Here is a 16,938-nt window from a genome sequence, read left to right as displayed (position 1 = left end):
ACCCCCAGAGAGGCCGCGGTTGTGGCAACGATCCTGAAGCACGCCGTACCCCGGGCGGAGGTCACCGCCTCGCTCGACCAGGTGCGCGAGACCGTGGCGGGCGTCATCGCGGACATCCGCGAGCGCGGCGACGCGGCCGTGCGCGCGTACTCCGAGAAGTTCGACCGGTGGAGCCCCGACGCCTTCCGGCTCTCCGCCGAGGAGATCGAGAAGATCGTCGCCTCGGTCCCGCGGCAGGTCATCGACGACATCCGCTTCGTCCAGGACCAGGTGCGCTCCTTCGCCCGCCACCAGCTCGACTCGATGGGCGAGTTCGAGGTGGAGACCCTGCCGGGCGTGCGACTCGGACAGAAGCACATCCCGGTGCGGGCGGCCGGCGCCTACATCCCCGGCGGCCGCTACCCGCTCACCGCGTCCGCGCACATGACCATCGTCACGGCGAAGGTCGCGGGCGTGCCGCGGGTCGTCGCCTGCACGCCCCCGATCCACGGTGAGATCCCCGCGGCCACCGTCGCCGCCGCGCACCTCGCGGGCGCGGACGAGATCTGGCTGCTGGGTGGCGTACAGGCCGTCGCCGCGATGGCCGTCGGCACGGACACGATGGAGCCGGTGAACCTGATCGCCGGACCGGGCAACGCGTATGTCGCCGAGGCCAAGCGACAGCTGTTCGGCGAGATCGGCATCGACCTCTTCGCGGGCCCGACGGAGATCCTGGTCCTCGCCGACAGCGCCGCCGACCCCTTCGTGTGCGCCGTCGACCTGCTCTCCCAGGCCGAGCACGGCCCCGACTCCCCGGCCGTCCTGATCACCACCTCCCGGGAGATCGCCGAGAGGACCATCGCCGAGGTGGAACGGCTCCTGCCGGGCATGCCCACACGCGACTTCGCGGGGCCGGCCTGGCGCGACCACGGGCAGGTGCACGTCGTGGACTCCCTCGACGAGCTGTACGCGCTCGCCGACGCGTTCGCCTTCGAGCACGTCGAGGTCCTGACCGCCGAGCCGCGCGAGGCCCTGCGCAGGATGACGCAGTACGGCGCGCTCTTCCTGGGCGAGGGCACCTGTGTGTCCTTCGGCGACAAGGTGATCGGCACGAACCATGTGCTGCCGACCAGGGGCGCCGCCCGCTACACCGGCGGCCTGTGGGTGGGGAAGTACCTCAAGACGGTCACCTACCAGGAGGTCACGGACACCGGCTCGGGGGCCCTGCTCGGCCGGCTGTGCGGGCGCGCCTCCCGCGTCGAGCTGTTCGAGGGGCACGCCCGCTCCGGTGATGTGCGGGCGGCGAAGGCCGCGGGCGACGAACTGCCGTGGAACACGGCATGACCCTCCACGGGCGTACGGCGCTGATCACGGGCGGCGGCGGACCGCTGGGGCGGGCCTTCGCGCTCGCCCTGGCGGGAGCCGGGGCCCGGGTGATTCTCGCCGGCCGGAGCGAGCGGGCCCTCGCCGACACGGCGGCGCTGGTGGCCGAGGTGGGCGGAGGGACCCGTACGGCGGTGTGCGACGTATCCGACCCGGAGTCGGTGCGCGCCCTGGCCCTCGAACTCGCCGACGAGGAGGTGTCTTTGCTCGTCAACAACGCCGGGGTCGCGGGACCGGTACGGCCGCTCACCGACATCGAGCCGCAGGAGTGGGACGAGGTGTTCGCCGCCAACGTCCGCGGGGTGTACCTGATGTGCCGGGCCTTTCTGCCGGCGATGATCGCGGTCGGCCGCGGTGACATCGTCAACATCGCCTCCGTGAGCGGGAAGCGGCCGCTGCTGAACCGGACTCCCTACACCGCCTCGAAGATGGCGCTGCTCGGTCTGACCCGGACGCTGGCGGGAGAGGCCGGAGCGTACGGCGTCTCGGTCAACTCCCTTTCCCCCGGGCCGGTCCGGGGCCCGCGCATGGATCGCAACTTCCGGCTGACGGCCGAGCTGACCGGCACGAGCGTGGAGGCCGCCGAGCGGGACTTCGCCTCGCGCGCCGCGCTGGGCCGCCTCGTGGAGGAGGACGAGGTCGCCCGGGCGCTCGTGGCGATGCTCGCGATGCCGGGGCTGTGCGGGGCGGACATAGACCTCTCGGCGGGGATGATCGCCCCGGCGTAGTCCCGGGCGCGGGGAGCATGGTGTGGCCAACACGGTGCGGCGAGCACGCGGTGTGGCGGACGGTCCGGGCCGTCCGCCACACCGTCGTGCGTTCCCAGCCGTCCCGTCTGTGACCACACTGTGTGACGGCCATGAACCGGGCCGCACGATCTGAGACATCGCCCTCCCGTATGTGTCCGCAAGGCGACTACTCCCTTGTGCGCAGGGCTGATTCACTTCCTCATGCGCACCTCTGGTGCCTCCGCCCGAGCCGTCGCCCCCATGAATCCGACGGCCGGCCGGTCACGCTGCGCGACGGCGCACTAGATCTCTGGGAAGGCATGCAATGACGTTGATCACCCGACGTTCGCTCCTGATCGCCGGTACGGCCACGGCAGGAGCCCTCCTCGTTCCGGCGGCGCCCGCCCTGGCCGCGGGGCCCGCGCCGAAGGCGGCCCGGGCGGGCAAGATCTCCGTGGGAGCCGGCGAGACGTACCAGCTCTCCGCGACCACGGCCGTGAGCGAGCTGTCCATAGCCGAAGGAGGAAAGATCACCGCGCCCGCCGGGTACAGCGTCACCCTCACCGTCGACGGGGCCGAGACCGGGCAGCTCCTCACCGAGACGGGCGGAACCGAGACGCTGATCTCGGCCGGCACCTATCAGGGCGACATCGTGCTCACCGTGGCGGAGGCCAACGCGGTGACCTATCAGACCGTCACCTTCCCTTTCCGGCAGGCCCTTTACGTGGGCGCCGCCGGGGTGGATCGCGCCAAGTCGGCCCTCTCCGCCGTCGTGGGCGGCACGCTCACCGACACCCTCGCCCGCAACGTCGCGATCACCTCCACCGGCGAGTGCTTCGACGGTGTCTACGTGAAGAACGGCACCTACACGCTCAAGAGCCCCGCCATCTCCCTCACGGGCAACGGGCGTTGTGACTTCGCGGGATACGGCGCCGCGGTCGTCGGCGCCGGTTCGGCGACGACACTCGTCGTGGACGGCGCCAGGATCACCAACAAGGGCGTGGTACGCACGACGGTCATCGCGGACGACGGCGCCAACGTCATCGTGAAGAACTCCCGCCTGCGGGCCCGCAACGGCACGCTCCCCGCCGACTACCAGGCGACCGTGGAGACCCCGTACATGGAGTCCGTGCCGTGGATGCTCGGCCTGGACGGCAACGTCCGCGCCACCAACCTCATCGGCGCCGGCACCAAGGCGACGTACATCAACTCGACCGTGCAGTCGGAGACGTGGGGCGCCCTGTCGGTGGAGGGCGGCCGTGGGCTCCAGCTGACGGCGATCAACAGCAGCGTCGGCAACACGGGAACGTACGGCTACGGCACCTACGCCATCGGGGACGCCACCGTCCGTGTGCTCGGCTCGCAGTTCGATGTCGGCTCCTACGCCACCATCTGCGCGGGCCCGGCCGCCTCGATCCACTACGGCGACAGCACCCGCGAAGCCGTCGCGGAGCTCAACTCCTCGCTCGGCCTCGGCCTGACCAAGGCCGAACTGTCGGACATCCCGGCCCGGGTCACGGTCGTCAACTCGGGCCACTTCGGTTTCATGTTCTTCGGCACCGGCACGCTGAGGCTGGACGGCGGCACGGTCATCACCTCCGCGCAGACCACCTTCCTCAACAAGGGCCAGCAGACCTCGATCACGGTGGACGGTTCGGACGGCGCACAGCTCAATCCCGGCAACGGGATCATCCTGCAGATGATCGAGAGCGACGACCCCGGCCCGGTGAACGTCGACGGCAAGATGATGAACGTCGGCGTATACACCGAACCCACGGGCGACCCCGTCAAGGACGCCTCCTTCGACCCGACCTCGGTCCACACGGCCGACGGGGCCGCCACCTTCACCTCCATCGCGCTGGCGGGAGACTTCTACAACGGCATGCGCGCGGGCAAGAACATGGTCCTCACCTTCGAGGACTCGACCGTGCAGGGCGTCATCTCGGCCACGAAGGCCGAGCACCGCGTCAGCACGATCGACTCCTCGAACTTCTACGAGCTGGGCCAGGTCACCAATACCGTCCGGGCCGCCGTCAACAACGGCGTGATCGTGCAGCTGAACAGCGGCTCGACCTGGACCGTGACCGGCACCTCGCACCTGACCAGGCTGACCGTCGCCACCGACGCGGCGCTGCGGGCGGCGAACGGCAAGGCCGTGACCATGACGGTCGACGGCACGCAGATGGCCATCGAGGCAGGCGGCGACTACTCCGGCGCGATCGTCCTCACGGTCGGCTGAGCAGCCGGGGGCGTCCGAGGCCGAAGCCCGGCGGGCGATGACCGACGCATATCCTCTCCCGCATGGTTGATCGTCTTACGGTTGATGTGGGAGGGGTCCGGCTCGTCTGCCAGGTGTGGGGCCAGGAGTCCGCTCCGCCTCTCGTCCTGTTGCACGCGCTCGGCGAGGACAGCACCGACTGGGCCGAGGTGCTGCCCGCTCTCGTCCGCGGGCGACGGGTGTACGCCCTCGATCTGCGGGGCCACGGACGGAGCGACTGGCCGGGGGAGTACTCGCTCGAACTCATGCGTGCCGACGTGCTCCGGTTCCTCGACGTGCTGGGACTCGGCACGGTGGACCTGATCGGACACTCCATGGGCGGGGTCGTGGCCTACCTGCTCGCGCAGGAGCAACCGGAGCGGGTGGGCAGGCTCGTCCTGGAGGACGTACCGGTTCCACGGCCCCGCGAGAAGACCACCCCGACCAGGCCGGACGGCGAGCTCACCTTCGACTGGGACATGGTGTCGGCCATCAGGAGGCAGATCGACACGCCCGACCCGGCGTGGCTCGAGGGGCTGAGCAGGATCACCGCCGACACACTGGTGCTGGCCGGCGGACCCGGCAGCCATGTGCCCCAGGACGGCATCGCCGAACTCGCCCGCCGTGTCCCCGGCGGGCGAGTCGTCACGATCCCCGTCGGACACCTCATCCACAGCGCGGCGCCTCAGGCGTTCACGGAGGCGGTGTGCGCGTTCCTGGACGAGGGCAGGTTCTAGGGCTGCACAGGCCTTATCAGTCTGTGCCGAGGTCGAGGATCCCGTACCCGAATCCCTCGGCGGTGATCGTGGAGCCGCTCACCGTGACGCCGTCGGCCTCCAGGGGCGCCCCGGCGCGGGCACCGTCGTAGGAGCAACTCGCCTCTTGCTCCTGGGGGTTGATGACCACGAGGTACCTTCCGCCGCGCAGGTACACGAACGGATGGCCGGCGTGCAGCACCTCCACCGAGCCCCGGGAGCCGAGTTCCGGGGTGTGGGTGCGGAGGGTGATGAGGCGGCGTACGAGGTGGAGGAGCGAGGCCTCGTCGGCGTGTTGGGCGGCGACGGTCGGGCGGGTGGGGGACGGGTCGACGGGGAGGTAGAGACGGTCCGGTGCGGCGGTGGAGAAACCGGCGTTCGGGCCCTCGCCCCACTGCATCGGCGTGCGGGAGCCCGCGCGGTTGTAGCGGGGGCCGAGGACGCTGCCCTCCTTGCCGGGCAGGCTCGGAAGGTAGCGCATGCCGATCTCGTCGCCGTAGTAGATCGCCGGGAGTGTCGGCCAGGTGAGCTGGAACGCGAAGGCGGCGGGCAGTTGCTCGGGCGTGCGCGGGCCGCAGTTGAGGCGGGAGAAGTCGTGGTTGGCGGTGGGGAGGGAGATGAAACCGCTCGCGCCGAGCGCGCTGGAGGCCTTCTCCCAGGCTTTGAGGAAGGGGCGCGGCGAACCCCGGCCGCTTCGGTCGAAGAAGCAGTCTTGCGGGTCCCAGCTCTCGTTGACCGTCCCCTCGCCGTTGCTCCACAGCGAGCGCAGGGCGAGGCCGTCGGTGGGGCCGCCGAACTGCAGGAAGAAGTCCGCGTGGAAGCCCGCCGGGACGGACACCTCCGGCTCGCCCCACTCCGAGAGCAGCACCGCGTCCGGATGCGTGACGTCCAGCCAGTGGCGCAACTCGCTCCAGACCTTGGCGGTTTCCGTCTTGTCCGGGTCGTCCTTGACGAGCGACGCGGCCATGTCGACACGGAAGCCGGACAGGCCGAGACCCAGCCAGTGGTCCATGATCGTGCGCAGCACCGCCCGGTTGGCGCGCGGTCCGTCCGCGTCGACCGGCCGACGCCAGGGCTCGGCCGGATCCGACCGTGCGTAGCCGAAGTTGAGGGCGGGCTGGAAGGCGAAGAAGTTCGGCAGGTACGCGCCGGGGCGGGTGCCGGGGGAGGGGACGAAGCCGTCGGGCCGGCCCTCGGACGCCCAGATGTACCGGTCGTCTGCCGGATCGTTCGCGGCGGCCTTGAACCATGGGTGCTCGTCGGAGGTGTGACCGGCCACGAGATCCAGCAGGACCCGGATGCCGCGCCGGCCCGCCTCGTCGACCAGCTTGGCCAGGTCGTCCAGGGAGCCGTAGCGGGGGGCGACGGCCAGGTAGTCGCAGACGTCGTACCCGGCGTCGCGGAACGGTGAGGCGAAGCACGGGTTCAGCCACACGGTGTTCACGCCCAGCCACGCGAGGTGGTCGAGACGCTCGGCGATCCCGTTGAAGTCGCCGATGCCGTCGCCGTTGGAGTCGGCGAAGGACTGCGGATAGATCTGGTAGAAGACGGCGTCGGCCAGCCAGGCGGGGGCGGGACGGAACGAAGTCATGAACGGGACCCTAGACCGACGCCGGGGGCGCGCGCTGCCCCTAAGCTGAGGGTGATGTTCACCCCGCAAGGTCCCACTCTCCGCGAACTGGTCGCGCAGGCACTGTCCTCCGTCGAGCACGGCTATGACCTGCTCGCACCCAAGTTCGACCACACGCCGTTCCGGACCCCGGACTCGGTCCTCGACGCCGTGGCCCGTGCACTGGGCCCCATCGGCCCGTTCGACCACGGTCTCGACCTGTGCTGCGGCACCGGCGCGGGCATGGAGGTGCTGAGCGGACTGTGCCGGGGGAGTGTCACCGGGATCGACATCAGCGCGGGGATGCTGGCCGTGGGGCGGGAGCGGGCGGGTACGGGGGGATCGAAGCGTACGGATGCGGACGCGCCGGGGGGTGCGCGCCCCGGCGGCCGAACGCGCCCGTGGCCCGGCGCGTGGGCGGAGGCGGGTCCGGGAGCGTACGAGGGCGTGGACCAGGGGACGTCGCCGCACCTCGCATGGGTACGGGGTGACGCGCGGGCCCTGCCCTTCGGCCCCGTCTTCGACCTCGTCGTCAGTTTCGGCGCGTTCGGGCACTTCCTGCCGCGCGAGCTGCCGGGCCTGTTCGCCCAGGTCCACTCCGTCCTGCGACCGGGCGGGCGCTTCGCGTTCCCCATCACGGCCCCGCCCCGCCCGAGCTCGCCCTGGTACTGGGCCCTGCTGGGCTTCGACGCGGGGATGCGGGTGCGCAACGCCGTCTGGCGGCCACCGTTCGTCATGTACTACCGGGCGTTCCGGCTCGGCGACGTACAGCGGGAGCTGACGCGGGCGGGGTTCGAGGTGGAGCTCCAGACGCTGCCCGAGTTCGGATGGCGGCGGGACGGCAGCCCGCGCTGCCGGATGGTCGTGGCCGCCCGAAGCGGCAGCGCCCCCTCCGCCGCTTCCGGTTCCGACTGACCCGCGCTGTTGCCGTCCGCGCCGACAGCCGTCTGTCCCCGGACCGGATTCACCCGGCCGCCGGCAGTGTGAACTCGTAGACCAGGGCGTCCTGTTGGGCCTCCACCACCAGTTCGGTGATCTCCAGGGGCCGGTCGTACTGGTCGTGCACGCGCCGGGTGACCCGTACGGACTGCGGGAGCCTGGTGATCGCGTCGCGGTGGTGCAGGGTCAGCCCGGCCTTGCGCATCCAGTCGTACGCCCGCCGTAGCTGCGCCGACGCGGAACCGTCCGCGCGGTCACGGTAGCGGGCGAGCTCCTCGACCTCGGTCACGGCGACGGCGGAGAACGAGGTGAAGGCCGTACGCAGTCCGCTGCCGTCCGCCGCGGCCGACTCGTAGCGATGGACGAGGGTCGGCCGGGTCGGCGCGAGCCCCAGAGCCTCGGCGTGCTCCGGCGGGGGAGCCTCCCAGGTGACGCTGGCGCGGTGGACGGCGCAGGGCTCGGCGGTGTGCGCGCCTACGGGGAAGTCGAGCGAGGGGATGTGCTCGGCCGTGGTGCCGGGCAGGGTGGCGTGGCTGCCACGCCGGTCGGTGGAGACGAGGCCGTCGCGCCGCAGCCGCTGCAACGCCTGGCGTACCGTCTCGCGGCTGACGCCGAAGCGCGTGGCCAACTCCCTTTCTCCTGGAAGTCGTTCACCGGGCGGAACGGTCCCGTCGCGCAGTTCGCCGAGCAGTTGTGCGGCGATCCGCGCGTAACGGGGCTCCTGGTCGGACGGGTGGGTACTGGTTGGACCGGTGGTGCGGGCCATGTCCGCGCCTCCTGCGAGGTGACCGTGATGAGCGGGTGATCGTGGTGACGAAACGTAGCTGTGCGGGCTCTGTGCGCCACCAGATCTAGCATTGGTCTAAACCACGAGGGAAGAGCGGTCGGACGGTTCGGCCGGTTTCAGCCCGCACCCACCGGGCGTCGAAGGTGCGCTCAGAGCGCGCTGTACAGGGCGTCCACAAGCGCCATCTTCCTTGGGTCGTCGGCGATGTGAGGGCCCATCCGGTTCATGACGTACCCCAGGGAGAGGCCCGACTCCGGGTCGGCGAGACCGCAGGACCCGCCGAAGCCGTCGTGTCCGAAAGCCCTCGGGTTGGGGCCGTACGAGCCATTGGGTCCACTCAGCCACAGCCCGAGGCCGGTCTCCGTCTCGTGCGCGAACCCGGCGCCCAGCACCAGGTCCCGGCAACTGCCCTGCCCCTCGCGCACCCGCTCGGCGGCCTCCGGGGAGAGCACCTGACGGGAACCGTACGATCCGCGCCCGGCGAAGATCCCGTACAGCGCCGCGACCGCCCGTGCCGTGCCGTGGCCGTTCGCCGCCGGTATCTCGGCGGCTCGCCACCGGGCCGTGTTGGCCTCGGCGGCGCCGACCGGCGGGTTGGCGAGGGCGGCCACCGCCGTCGGCGTCAACTGGGCGAAGACCGCGGCCTGTTCACTGTTCGACATGACCGGCGGATGCACCAGCTCGGCCGCCCGGCCGGCCTCCTTCTCCGGCAGCCCGATGGTGAAGTCGATCCCGAGCGGCCCGGTCACCTCCCGCTCCAGGAACGCGCCCGGCCGGAGTCCGGAGACCCGCCGCACCACCTCTCCCACCAGATGACCGAAGGTGAGCGCGTGGTACCCGGACCGGGTCCCCGGCTCCCACCAGGGCTCCTGCGCCGTCAGTCGTTCGACGGTCAGCTCCCAGTCGCACAGCTGGTCCAGGTCGTGCGGCTCGCGCAGCCCGGCCAACCCCGCGCGGTGCGACAGCAGATGCCGTACGAGCACGGACTCCTTGCCCGCCGCCGCGAACTCCGGCCAGTACGCGGCCACCGGGGCGTCGAGGTCGAGCAGCCCGCGATCGGCCAGGATGTGCGCGCACAGCGAGGTCGGACCCTTGGACGTCGACCAGACGTTGACCAGCGTCTCGCGCTCCCAGGGCCGGGTGCGCGCCGCGTCGGCCCAACCGCCCCACAGGTCGACCACCGTCTCACCGTCGAGCGTGACGGCCACGGCCGCGCCGAGCTCGTCGCGGTCTTGGAAGTTCTCCTCGAACGCGGTGCGCACCGCCGCGAAGCGGGCGTCGCAGTGGCCGTGAACAAGTGGCGCGGGCCGGGTCATGGGGCCTCCGTCATCCGTAGGGATTCCGGCCCCGAACATACCGACTGGTCGGACTGGGTGGAAGTGATGTGACGGCATCCGTCTTCGCGTGTGTCGCGGCCGCTCGTCGTCCCTTTACCGCGCCATCTTCCGGATGTCACCCAACACCCCTACGCTGCACGTCGGTTGACCACCGAGACGCAGGAGGCAGGGGAGCATGCACAGACATGTGAGGGTGTTGACGCGTACCGGGATCGCGGTGGCGATGGCGGGAGCCCTCGCCCTGACCACGGCCCCCGGCGCCACCGCCGCGGACCTCTCGTACTCCGCCAGCACCTGGGTCGGCGTCCACAACTCCTACGACAAGGCGAAGTACACCTACTTCGCCGACGCGTTGGACTCCGGCGCCGGCATGCTCGAACTCGACGTGTGGACCAATGTGTTCGGCGCCTCCTGGCGTGTCTCGCACAGCAACCCGATCGGCAACGACAACAACTGCGAGAACGCGGCGAACGCCTCGGAGCTGCGCACCAAGTCCACCAACCGCGACCTGGCGGGCTGCCTCTCCGACATCAAGGCCTGGCACGACGCGCACCCGGGCCACCGGCCGATCCAGCTGAAGATCGAGATGAAGGACGGCTTCGCGGCCAACGCCGGCCGCGGCCCCGCCCAGTTGGACGCCCTGCTCACCGCCAAGCTCGGCGACGCCCTGCTGCGCCCCTCCGACGTCGTCGGCTCCCACACCGACCTCGACTCGGCCGTACGCGCCGACGGCTGGCCCGCCCGCTCAGCCCTCGCCGGCAAGTTCATGGTCGAGCTGATCCCCGGCACCGTCGAGGAGGGCAACCCCTTTGACTCGCTCTGGACCGACCGCGAGTACGCCACCTACCTCCGCGACCTCGCCGCGGCCGGGCGCCTGCGCGAGGCGGCCGCCTTCCCCGCCGTGCACAACGCGGCGACGGGTGACCCGCGTACCCGCTACACGGACGCGACCATCCGCCCCTGGTTCGTGATCTTCGACGGCGACGCCGCCACCTACGCGAACGGCACCATCGACACCGGCTGGTACGACGACCGCCACTACCTCGTCGTCATGACCGACGGCCAGAACGTGCCGCCGGCCATCGACGGCACCAACCCCACCCAGGCCGAGGCCCTCGACCGAGTCACCCTTCTCGCCCGACAGCATGCCAGCGTGGTCTCGGCGGACTGGTACCCCCTGCCCGCCGTCCTGTCGACGGTCGTACCGCGCGGGACGGCGGGCTGAGCACCGGCCGTCCCGCCAGGAACAGCGGACCGGTCGGCTCCTGGTGACCCGCGACGACGTGCGAGTGGTCGCGGGTCACCACGGCCGGTCCGACGTTCCGGCCGCGTCAGAGATACGCGGGCAGCCAGGCCAGCTTGGCCACCTCCTGGTAGGTGCCGCCGCCCTCGTGGTCGTTGAAGTCGTAGACCTCGATCTTCTTGTCCTCGTGGTCCCACGCGTTGAAGGCCGCGAAGATCGTGGAGGGCGGGCAGGTCTGGTCCTCCAGCGCGACCGAGAAGAGGGCCGGCGCGCGGCCGCGCGCCGCGAAGTGCACTCCGTCGAAGTAGGACAGCGTGCGCAGCACGTCCTCGGTGCGGCCGCGGTAGGTCTTGAGGTAGTTGCCGATCTCCCGGTACGGGTGCCGGTCCGTGAGCGTCGTCGCGCGCGGGAAGTCGCACAGGAACGGCACGTCGGGCGCGATCGCGGCCAGGTCGGGGACCAGACCGCCCACCGCGATGGTGATCCCGCCGCCCTGACTGCCGCCGACGGCCGCCACGTGCTCCGCGTCGACCAGCGGATGCGAGCGGGCCGCCTCCACCGCGCGCACGCCGTCCGTGAACACGCGGCGGTAGTAGTAGTTCTCGGGTGCGTCGATGCCCCGGGTCATGTAACCGGGGTACGCGGGCGCGCTGCCCACCGGGTCCGGGGTCTCGCCGCCGCCCCAGCCGCTGCCCTGTCCACGGGTGTCCATCACGAAGTGCGCGAAGCCGGCCGAGGCCCACAGCAGATGCGTGTGCGAGAGGCCGCGCCCGCCGCCGTATCCGACGAACTCGACGACCGTGGGCAGGGGAGAGTTCGCCCAGGCGGGCAGTGTGAGCCAGCCCTTGATCGGGTGCCCGCCGAACCCGGCGAACGTCACGTCGTACACCTTGACGGTCTTCAGGGGCGTCTGAACGGGTTCGAAGCGCGCGTCGAGATCGTGCTCCCGCGCCTCTTGCAGGGTCTTGGCCCAGAAGGTGTCGAAGCCCTCGGGCTCGGCGGACGCGCTGCGGTATTCGCGAAGTTCGTCGAGGGGGAGGTCGAACTGGGCCATGAAGGACCACCTTTTGACGTCACGAGTGCGGATGATCACACCGTACGTGTGACGCCGGAGGGCCGCCAGACCTCCCCTCGGTCAGTCACCGGGGCCTTGGGCCCGGGCCACGGGCCATCCGGTGTCACGGGGCCGGACCCGGTCGTCCACACTCTTGCGCGACCAGCGGTTGATGTTCACGGCGACCTCCTTCGCGCCGGCCCGGACGCGGCGTCGGGCGGGCGAGCGCCACGCTAGGAAGCGCCGTCCGGGCGTGCCATGTCACGCGTGCACAGTCGGCCCGCCGGACGCACCGCCGGGGCGGACCGGAGCCGTTCCGGTGCACAAGAGGGCGGGCGCGACCCTCACCGGTGCACAGTCCGGCACCGGTGAGAGGGCGGGCTGAGGCGTGCGGCGGGCTCAGGCGTGCGGCAGGGAGGGGCGGCCGGTGCTGGCGTGCAGCGCGAACGCCACCGGGCGTACACCGCTGAGCGCCTGCTCGTGCTCGTTCCCGTCGAGCACCTCCGTCTCGTCCGGGCCCACCGGCAGGTCGCGTTGGATCAGCGGCGCGGCGGCCCGCAGATGACTGCGGACCGTCACCGGCGCCAGGTCCAGCGCCGCGGCCGTCCGCCCGGTGTGGGTGTCGTTCTCCAGCCAGACCCTGAGCGTGCGCAGCAGGTCGCGGCGGTCGGCCCGCAGCGGCGCGAGGAACGAGTCGGCCCAGGCGCGGACCTCCGGAGCGGACACCATCGCCGTGAAGTCGGCCGCCGGATCGGCCGAGTGCGCGTCATGGCCGTACTTCACGACGACCTGGAGCGCCGTCGAGACCACCACCCGGTTCAGCACCTGGCCGCGGTCGAGGCCGAGCAGGTCGAAGCCCTTGCTGATGCGGTGCGTCACCGTGTTGCGGTGGATGCCGAGCAGACGGCCGACGGCCGTGTGCGGATACTCGAGCCCCAACTCCAGCGTCCGTACGAGCTGTTCGCGCTGCCCGGCCGGAAGGGTGAGGACCGGTCGGAGCAGGGTGCCCGCCCACCGTCGGGCCGTGGCCGGCGGCAGGACGTCCATGAGGTCGGCACGCTGTTCGGCGCGTGCCACCCGGCCGGGTGTCCGGCGCGCCGTCACCAGGGTGCCGGCCGCCTGCGTATAGGCGTCCGCCACACTGCTCAGCGCGTACACCTCGCTGCCGCCCATGCAGTGCTCGGGCAGGGTGGCGACCACCTCTCCGAGCGCGTGCCACACGCTGCGTGGGGCGTCCTCGTGCGTCCGCAGCGGATCGACCACGATCAGGTGGTTGAACACCGGGCACCGTGCCAGCAGCGCGCGTCCGGCGAGTGCGTCCTCCGCCCGTCGGAGCGCCACCTCTCGGTCCTCCCGCGCGCAGTCGATCACATGGACACGTACCGACTCGGTCGCCAGCAGTCCCGGCGCGAGGCCGGCCAGCACGCGCTGGGCGGCCACCTCCTCACCCACCATCAGCAGTTGCAGGACGCTCAGCTGCACCTCGCGCCGGGTCTCGGTCAGTTGGTCGCGCATCCGGGCCCGGTCGACGAGGCCCAGCGCCTTGGCCGCGTGCTCCAGCAGTTCGGTGCGTACGTCGTCGAGCGGACGGCGGGCGGTCACCGACAGCACCGCGCCAAAACCGGCGGCGCTCAGGGGGAACGACCGCGTCTGTGGGGAGGTGGTGCGAGGGGACCGCCGGGTGAGGGCATCGGGTGCCGCGGCCAGTGCGCCGCGCAGGGGATCACCGACCACCACATCCGCGTCCACGGCGGCCGCCAGCCAGTCCACGATCCGCTGCATCGCGTCCGCGTTCGTCTCCAGGTCGGCGAACCGGTCCGGAAGCCGGTTCAGCAGCGCGGTGAGCTGATCGGCGTGCCATTCGGCCTGCCGGTAGCGGTACTCGCGCAGCCGCGGTATCAGTTCCTGCCAGTCGCGCAGTGCCTTCGTCGTGGTGAGCAGCGGCACGCCGAGGCGGACGGCCGAGCTGCGGATCACCACCGGAACGGCCTGCGCGCCGTGCTCCTGGACCACCACCGCGAGACCGGCGGCCCGCCGACGGGACAGCTCACGCAGCAACGGCCCGACCTCCTCGTGCACGGACGTCCGCCCGGAATCCCAGAAGTCACCGATCACCACCAGCGTGTCCCGGACGTCACCCAGTGAGCCGCCCGCGGTCGCGGCCAAGGACAGGGCCCGTATGGAGTCGACCGCGCGGTCGGTCGTCGGACCCCCGTCGACGAATCGAAGACAGAAGTCGGGCTCCTCGCACAGGTTGTACAGCGTGGGCATGGCGTCCTTCCCGTGTCGATGGCGCACCGGCCGCTGTCGACACCGTAGGCGCGTCCGCCGACGGACGGCAGTACGGGGTGCGCGAAAAGGAGCGAAGGACGGGCGGTCCGCCCATCAAGCCGTGTGCCGTCGCCACTCCGGCCCCGTATACGCCCAGTCCCGCTCCCACTCGGCCAGACGGCGACGCGCGGCGATCCGCCGTACGGTCAGGTACCAGGCGAGTACGACGGCCACGACCCCCGCGGCGGTCGACGCGCCCGTCGTCAGCGCGTGTTGCCAGATCGCGCCGGCGCTCACCGGCGGCCCGACGTTCCGGCCGTGCGCGTCCAGCCAGACGTCGACGCGGTCGCCGCGCTGCCCGCCCGCGGGGACCAGCGCCTCACCGGTCCGCGCCCCCTTGCCCGGCTCGGTCCAGCGCACCTTCACCCGGAACGTGGGCGGCCTGGCACCCTGCGGCGAGGGCACCGCGGCGGGCGCGGTCTCGACCAGCAGCGCGCTCACCCGATGCCGCTCGGTCCGCTGTGCCGCCGCCCGTGCCTGGGCGTTGTCGTACCTCCACCACCCCACAGCGGCTCCGGCCAGCGGAGCACCGACGAACAACAGCACCGCGACGGCCAGTACCGTCCACGCCTCGACGACGTCCGAGCGGCGGCGCAGCGGATTGCGGCGCCAGCGCCAACCGCGCACCCGGGTACGCATCTTCACCTCCTCGCCTCCGCGGCCTTGCCCGCGGAGGGCCGAACGGACCCCCGTGCCGGGACGATTCGGCTCACCCGGCGTGACTGATCCGCGCCTCCTGTGGAACCCGCGAACCACTCCGCGCAGCGAACAGGAGCCACCATGACCTGTGCCCATCCAGCGGCACTCGACGCGCACTGGCGCGTAACCGACCCCCGCACGAGGGGCAGTTGACCGCGGTCGCACCTTCAGGAAGGGCGGGATCCCTGAGCACCGACATGCGCACGATCACTGTGGGCGTCGACGGCGGCCCGCGGCGGCCGTCGAGGCGCGGACGCTGGTCCTCGGCTCGCGCGGCCGTACGGGGAGCGCGGGGCTCCCGGAGAAGAGGAGCGAAGCGCTCGGAACGGTTCGACTCGAGAGGCCGGCTCAGCCGAAGCGTTCGATACGAATGCGGTCCACCGGCTGCCCGGCCTCCACCAGCAGTCGCGAGGCGTGCTCCGCGAACCCGTTGGAGCCGCACACATAGGCCTCCCACCCACCGGGCGGCCGCTCGGCCAGCAGCGGCGCCAGATGCCCGGCCGCCAGCCGTCCCACGGCCACCCCCTCGGGGGCGGTGCGGGTGAAGACGGGCGTGGTCTCGGCGCCGTACTCCCGCGCGTAGATGAGCTCTTCCGGGCTGCGCGCGGAGACGAGCAGCCGCAGCGGCACGTCCAGCGCGCGGGCGCGGTGGTGGCGCAGCATCGACATCAGCGGTACGACACCGGAGCCGGCGCCGACGAGCAGCGCGGGCCGGTCGCCGGGCCAGGCGAAGAACCCGCTGAGCGGGCCGCGCACCTCTACCGCGTCACCCGGCTTCGCCACCGTGTGGAACCAGCCGGAGACCTCGCCGTCCTCGACGTGGTCGAGGGTCAGCTCGAGGTGTCCGGTGTCGTCGGGCGGCGACGCGAGGGAGTAGTGGCGCTGCGCCACATACCCGTCCTCGGCGGTCAGCCGCAGCATCAGGTGCTGCCCGGGCAGATGCCCCACCCACCGCGGCACCGCGAACCGGAACGTGGCGGCGCCCGGTGTCTCCCGGCGGATCTCGGTGAGCGTGGCGGTCTGCCAGGTGGCGGCGGCCCGGTTGCTCACCGCGATCCGCCCGGGCACGGCGAACCGGGTGGGCGGTACGAACGTCTCGGTCATCGTCTCAGTCACCGGAGTAGCGCTGCTCTTCCCAGGGGTTGCCACGTGCGTGGTAGCCGTTCTGCTCCCAGAAGCCCGGCTCGTCGTGGTCGAGGAGCCTGAGGCCCGCGATCCACTTGGCGCTCTTCCAGAAGTACAGGTGCGGCACGATCAGCCGCGCCGGACCACCGTGCTCGGCGGGCAGCGGCTTGTCCCCGTACTCCCAGACGATCCAGGCACGGCCGCCGGTGACGTCGGCGAGCGGGAGGTTCGTGGTGTATCCGGTGTGCGAGTAGGCGACCACGTGGGTGGCGCTCGCGTCGGGGCGCACGGAGTCCAGGAACGCGTCCAGGGAGACACCCCCGAAGCGCACCCCGAACTTCGACCAGCTCGTCACACAGTGGATGTCGCCCTCGTACGCCGAGGCGGGCAGCGCGTGCGCCTGCTCCCAGGTCCAGGTACGCGGCTGGGCCACCAGCCCGTCGACCCGGAAGGTCCAGTCGGCCGGCGCCAGGTCAGGGGTGACCTCGGCGGACAGGACGGGCCAGTCGTCGCCCGCGTCGTACTGGCCGGGCGGCAGTCCGGCGTTGTCGACGCGGGGGCGCCCGGTGAAGGCTCGGGTGACGTTCATGGCGGTGGTGCCTCCAGGCCGTCGGGTGCGGCGGCCCGCGGGTCGAGCGTGATCGGTGCGTACGCGGTCAACCGTACGTGGAGGTTCAACCGTACGTGGCCGCGGGCCGTGCTCCGTGCCCGG

Annotated in this window: 14 protein-coding genes; 6 read left to right on the top strand and 8 right to left on the bottom strand. The window is 71.7% G+C overall.

Annotation, left to right across the window (positions count from 1 at the left end; genetic code table 11):
• Nucleotides 1–21 precede the first annotated feature (21 nt).
• The 4 genes from hisD (at nt 22) to OG568_RS06915 (ending at nt 5,084) form a co-directional block, all read left to right on the top strand.
• Nucleotides 22–1,323 (top strand): histidinol dehydrogenase, encoded by a 1,302-nt coding sequence (hisD, locus tag OG568_RS06930; RefSeq protein WP_329530741.1) that lies wholly within the window; start codon nt 22–24, stop codon nt 1,321–1,323.
• Nucleotides 1,320–2,090 (top strand): SDR family NAD(P)-dependent oxidoreductase, encoded by a 771-nt coding sequence (locus tag OG568_RS06925; RefSeq protein WP_329530740.1) that lies wholly within the window; start codon nt 1,320–1,322, stop codon nt 2,088–2,090. The genes hisD and OG568_RS06925 overlap by 4 nt, the downstream gene beginning before the upstream one ends.
• 325 nt (nt 2,091–2,415) lie before the next feature.
• On the top strand, nt 2,416–4,329 hold the full coding sequence (locus OG568_RS06920) for a hypothetical protein (protein WP_329530739.1): 1,914 nt from the start codon (nt 2,416–2,418) through the stop codon (nt 4,327–4,329).
• 62 nt (nt 4,330–4,391) lie between these two features.
• Nucleotides 4,392–5,084 carry an alpha/beta fold hydrolase gene (locus OG568_RS06915; protein ID WP_329530738.1) on the top strand — a complete coding sequence of 231 codons (693 nt, stop codon included), beginning with the start codon at nt 4,392–4,394 and terminating at the stop codon, nt 5,082–5,084.
• Between the two features lie 16 nt (nt 5,085–5,100).
• Here OG568_RS06915 and OG568_RS06910 read toward each other — a convergent pair whose 3' ends face one another.
• Nucleotides 5,101–6,693: an alpha-amylase family glycosyl hydrolase gene (locus tag OG568_RS06910; protein WP_329530737.1), complete on the bottom strand. Its 1,593-nt coding sequence runs from the start codon at nt 6,691–6,693 to the stop codon at nt 5,101–5,103.
• 54 nt (nt 6,694–6,747) lie between these two features.
• Between OG568_RS06910 and OG568_RS06905 the strand changes: the two genes are divergently transcribed.
• The gene (locus OG568_RS06905; protein WP_329530736.1) at nt 6,748–7,626 is read left to right on the top strand and encodes a class I SAM-dependent methyltransferase; all 879 of its coding nucleotides are present in this window, start codon (nt 6,748–6,750) and stop codon (nt 7,624–7,626) included.
• Nucleotides 7,627–7,675: 49 nt separating this feature from the next.
• Here OG568_RS06905 and OG568_RS06900 read toward each other — a convergent pair whose 3' ends face one another.
• Both OG568_RS06900 and OG568_RS06895 read right to left on the bottom strand, forming a co-directional pair.
• Nucleotides 7,676–8,416: a GntR family transcriptional regulator gene (locus OG568_RS06900; RefSeq protein WP_266425876.1), complete on the bottom strand. Its 741-nt coding sequence runs from the start codon at nt 8,414–8,416 to the stop codon at nt 7,676–7,678.
• Between the two features lie 170 nt (nt 8,417–8,586).
• Nucleotides 8,587–9,753, bottom strand: a complete 1,167-nt coding sequence (locus tag OG568_RS06895) for a serine hydrolase domain-containing protein (protein ID WP_329530735.1) — start codon at nt 9,751–9,753, stop codon at nt 8,587–8,589.
• 196 nt (nt 9,754–9,949) lie between these two features.
• Between OG568_RS06895 and OG568_RS06890 the strand changes: the two genes are divergently transcribed.
• On the top strand, nt 9,950–10,999 hold the full coding sequence (locus tag OG568_RS06890) for a phosphatidylinositol-specific phospholipase C domain-containing protein (protein WP_443077568.1): 1,050 nt from the start codon (nt 9,950–9,952) through the stop codon (nt 10,997–10,999).
• Nucleotides 11,000–11,105: 106 nt separating this feature from the next.
• Here the strand turns inward: OG568_RS06890 and OG568_RS06885 are convergent, their stop codons facing one another.
• The 5 genes from OG568_RS06885 to OG568_RS06865 form a co-directional block, all read right to left on the bottom strand.
• Complete coding sequence (locus tag OG568_RS06885) at nt 11,106–12,071, bottom strand: acetylxylan esterase (protein ID WP_329530734.1); 966 nt, start codon at nt 12,069–12,071, stop codon at nt 11,106–11,108.
• Nucleotides 12,072–12,470: 399 nt separating this feature from the next.
• The gene (locus OG568_RS06880) at nt 12,471–14,342 is read right to left on the bottom strand and encodes a helix-turn-helix domain-containing protein (RefSeq protein ID WP_329530733.1); all 1,872 of its coding nucleotides are present in this window, start codon (nt 14,340–14,342) and stop codon (nt 12,471–12,473) included.
• Between the two features lie 114 nt (nt 14,343–14,456).
• Nucleotides 14,457–15,041 carry an Rv1733c family protein gene (locus OG568_RS06875; RefSeq protein WP_329530732.1) on the bottom strand — a complete coding sequence of 195 codons (585 nt, stop codon included), beginning with the start codon at nt 15,039–15,041 and terminating at the stop codon, nt 14,457–14,459.
• Nucleotides 15,042–15,449: 408 nt separating this feature from the next.
• Entirely contained in the window at nt 15,450–16,205 is a 756-nt protein-coding gene (locus OG568_RS06870) for a ferredoxin reductase (protein WP_329536282.1), read from the bottom strand.
• Between the two features lie 4 nt (nt 16,206–16,209).
• Nucleotides 16,210–16,815 carry a sulfite oxidase-like oxidoreductase gene (locus tag OG568_RS06865; RefSeq protein ID WP_329530731.1) on the bottom strand — a complete coding sequence of 202 codons (606 nt, stop codon included), beginning with the start codon at nt 16,813–16,815 and terminating at the stop codon, nt 16,210–16,212.
• Between the last annotated feature and the right edge of the window lie 123 nt (nt 16,816–16,938).

It is taken from the genome of Streptomyces sp. NBC_01450 (genome assembly GCF_036227505.1).
Lineage (GTDB): Bacteria > Actinomycetota > Actinomycetes > Streptomycetales > Streptomycetaceae > Streptomyces.
Note: the sequence above shows the minus strand (reverse complement) of the source record. Positions and strands in the feature narration are given on the sequence as shown.

What these genes read in the sequence shown, in the direction of transcription:
- OG568_RS06925 (WP_329530740.1), top strand. Translation starts at nt 1,320, where the DNA reads ATGACCCTCCACGGGCGTACGGCGCTGATCACGGGCGGCGGCGGACCG.
- OG568_RS06920 (WP_329530739.1), top strand. Translation starts at nt 2,416, where the DNA reads ATGACGTTGATCACCCGACGTTCGCTCCTGATCGCCGGTACGGCCACG.
- OG568_RS06915 (WP_329530738.1), top strand. Translation starts at nt 4,392, where the DNA reads ATGGTTGATCGTCTTACGGTTGATGTGGGAGGGGTCCGGCTCGTCTGC.
- OG568_RS06910 (WP_329530737.1), bottom strand. Translation starts at nt 6,693, where the DNA reads ATGACTTCGTTCCGTCCCGCCCCCGCCTGGCTGGCCGACGCCGTCTTC.
- OG568_RS06905 (WP_329530736.1), top strand. Translation starts at nt 6,748, where the DNA reads ATGTTCACCCCGCAAGGTCCCACTCTCCGCGAACTGGTCGCGCAGGCA.
- OG568_RS06900 (WP_266425876.1), bottom strand. Translation starts at nt 8,416, where the DNA reads ATGGCCCGCACCACCGGTCCAACCAGTACCCACCCGTCCGACCAGGAG.
- OG568_RS06895 (WP_329530735.1), bottom strand. Translation starts at nt 9,753, where the DNA reads ATGACCCGGCCCGCGCCACTTGTTCACGGCCACTGCGACGCCCGCTTC.
- OG568_RS06890 (WP_443077568.1), top strand. Translation starts at nt 9,950, where the DNA reads ATGCACAGACATGTGAGGGTGTTGACGCGTACCGGGATCGCGGTGGCG.
- OG568_RS06885 (WP_329530734.1), bottom strand. Translation starts at nt 12,071, where the DNA reads ATGGCCCAGTTCGACCTCCCCCTCGACGAACTTCGCGAATACCGCAGC.
- OG568_RS06880 (WP_329530733.1), bottom strand. Translation starts at nt 14,342, where the DNA reads ATGCCCACGCTGTACAACCTGTGCGAGGAGCCCGACTTCTGTCTTCGA.
- OG568_RS06875 (WP_329530732.1), bottom strand. Translation starts at nt 15,041, where the DNA reads ATGCGTACCCGGGTGCGCGGTTGGCGCTGGCGCCGCAATCCGCTGCGC.
- OG568_RS06870 (WP_329536282.1), bottom strand. Translation starts at nt 16,205, where the DNA reads ATGACCGAGACGTTCGTACCGCCCACCCGGTTCGCCGTGCCCGGGCGG.
- OG568_RS06865 (WP_329530731.1), bottom strand. Translation starts at nt 16,815, where the DNA reads ATGAACGTCACCCGAGCCTTCACCGGGCGCCCCCGCGTCGACAACGCC.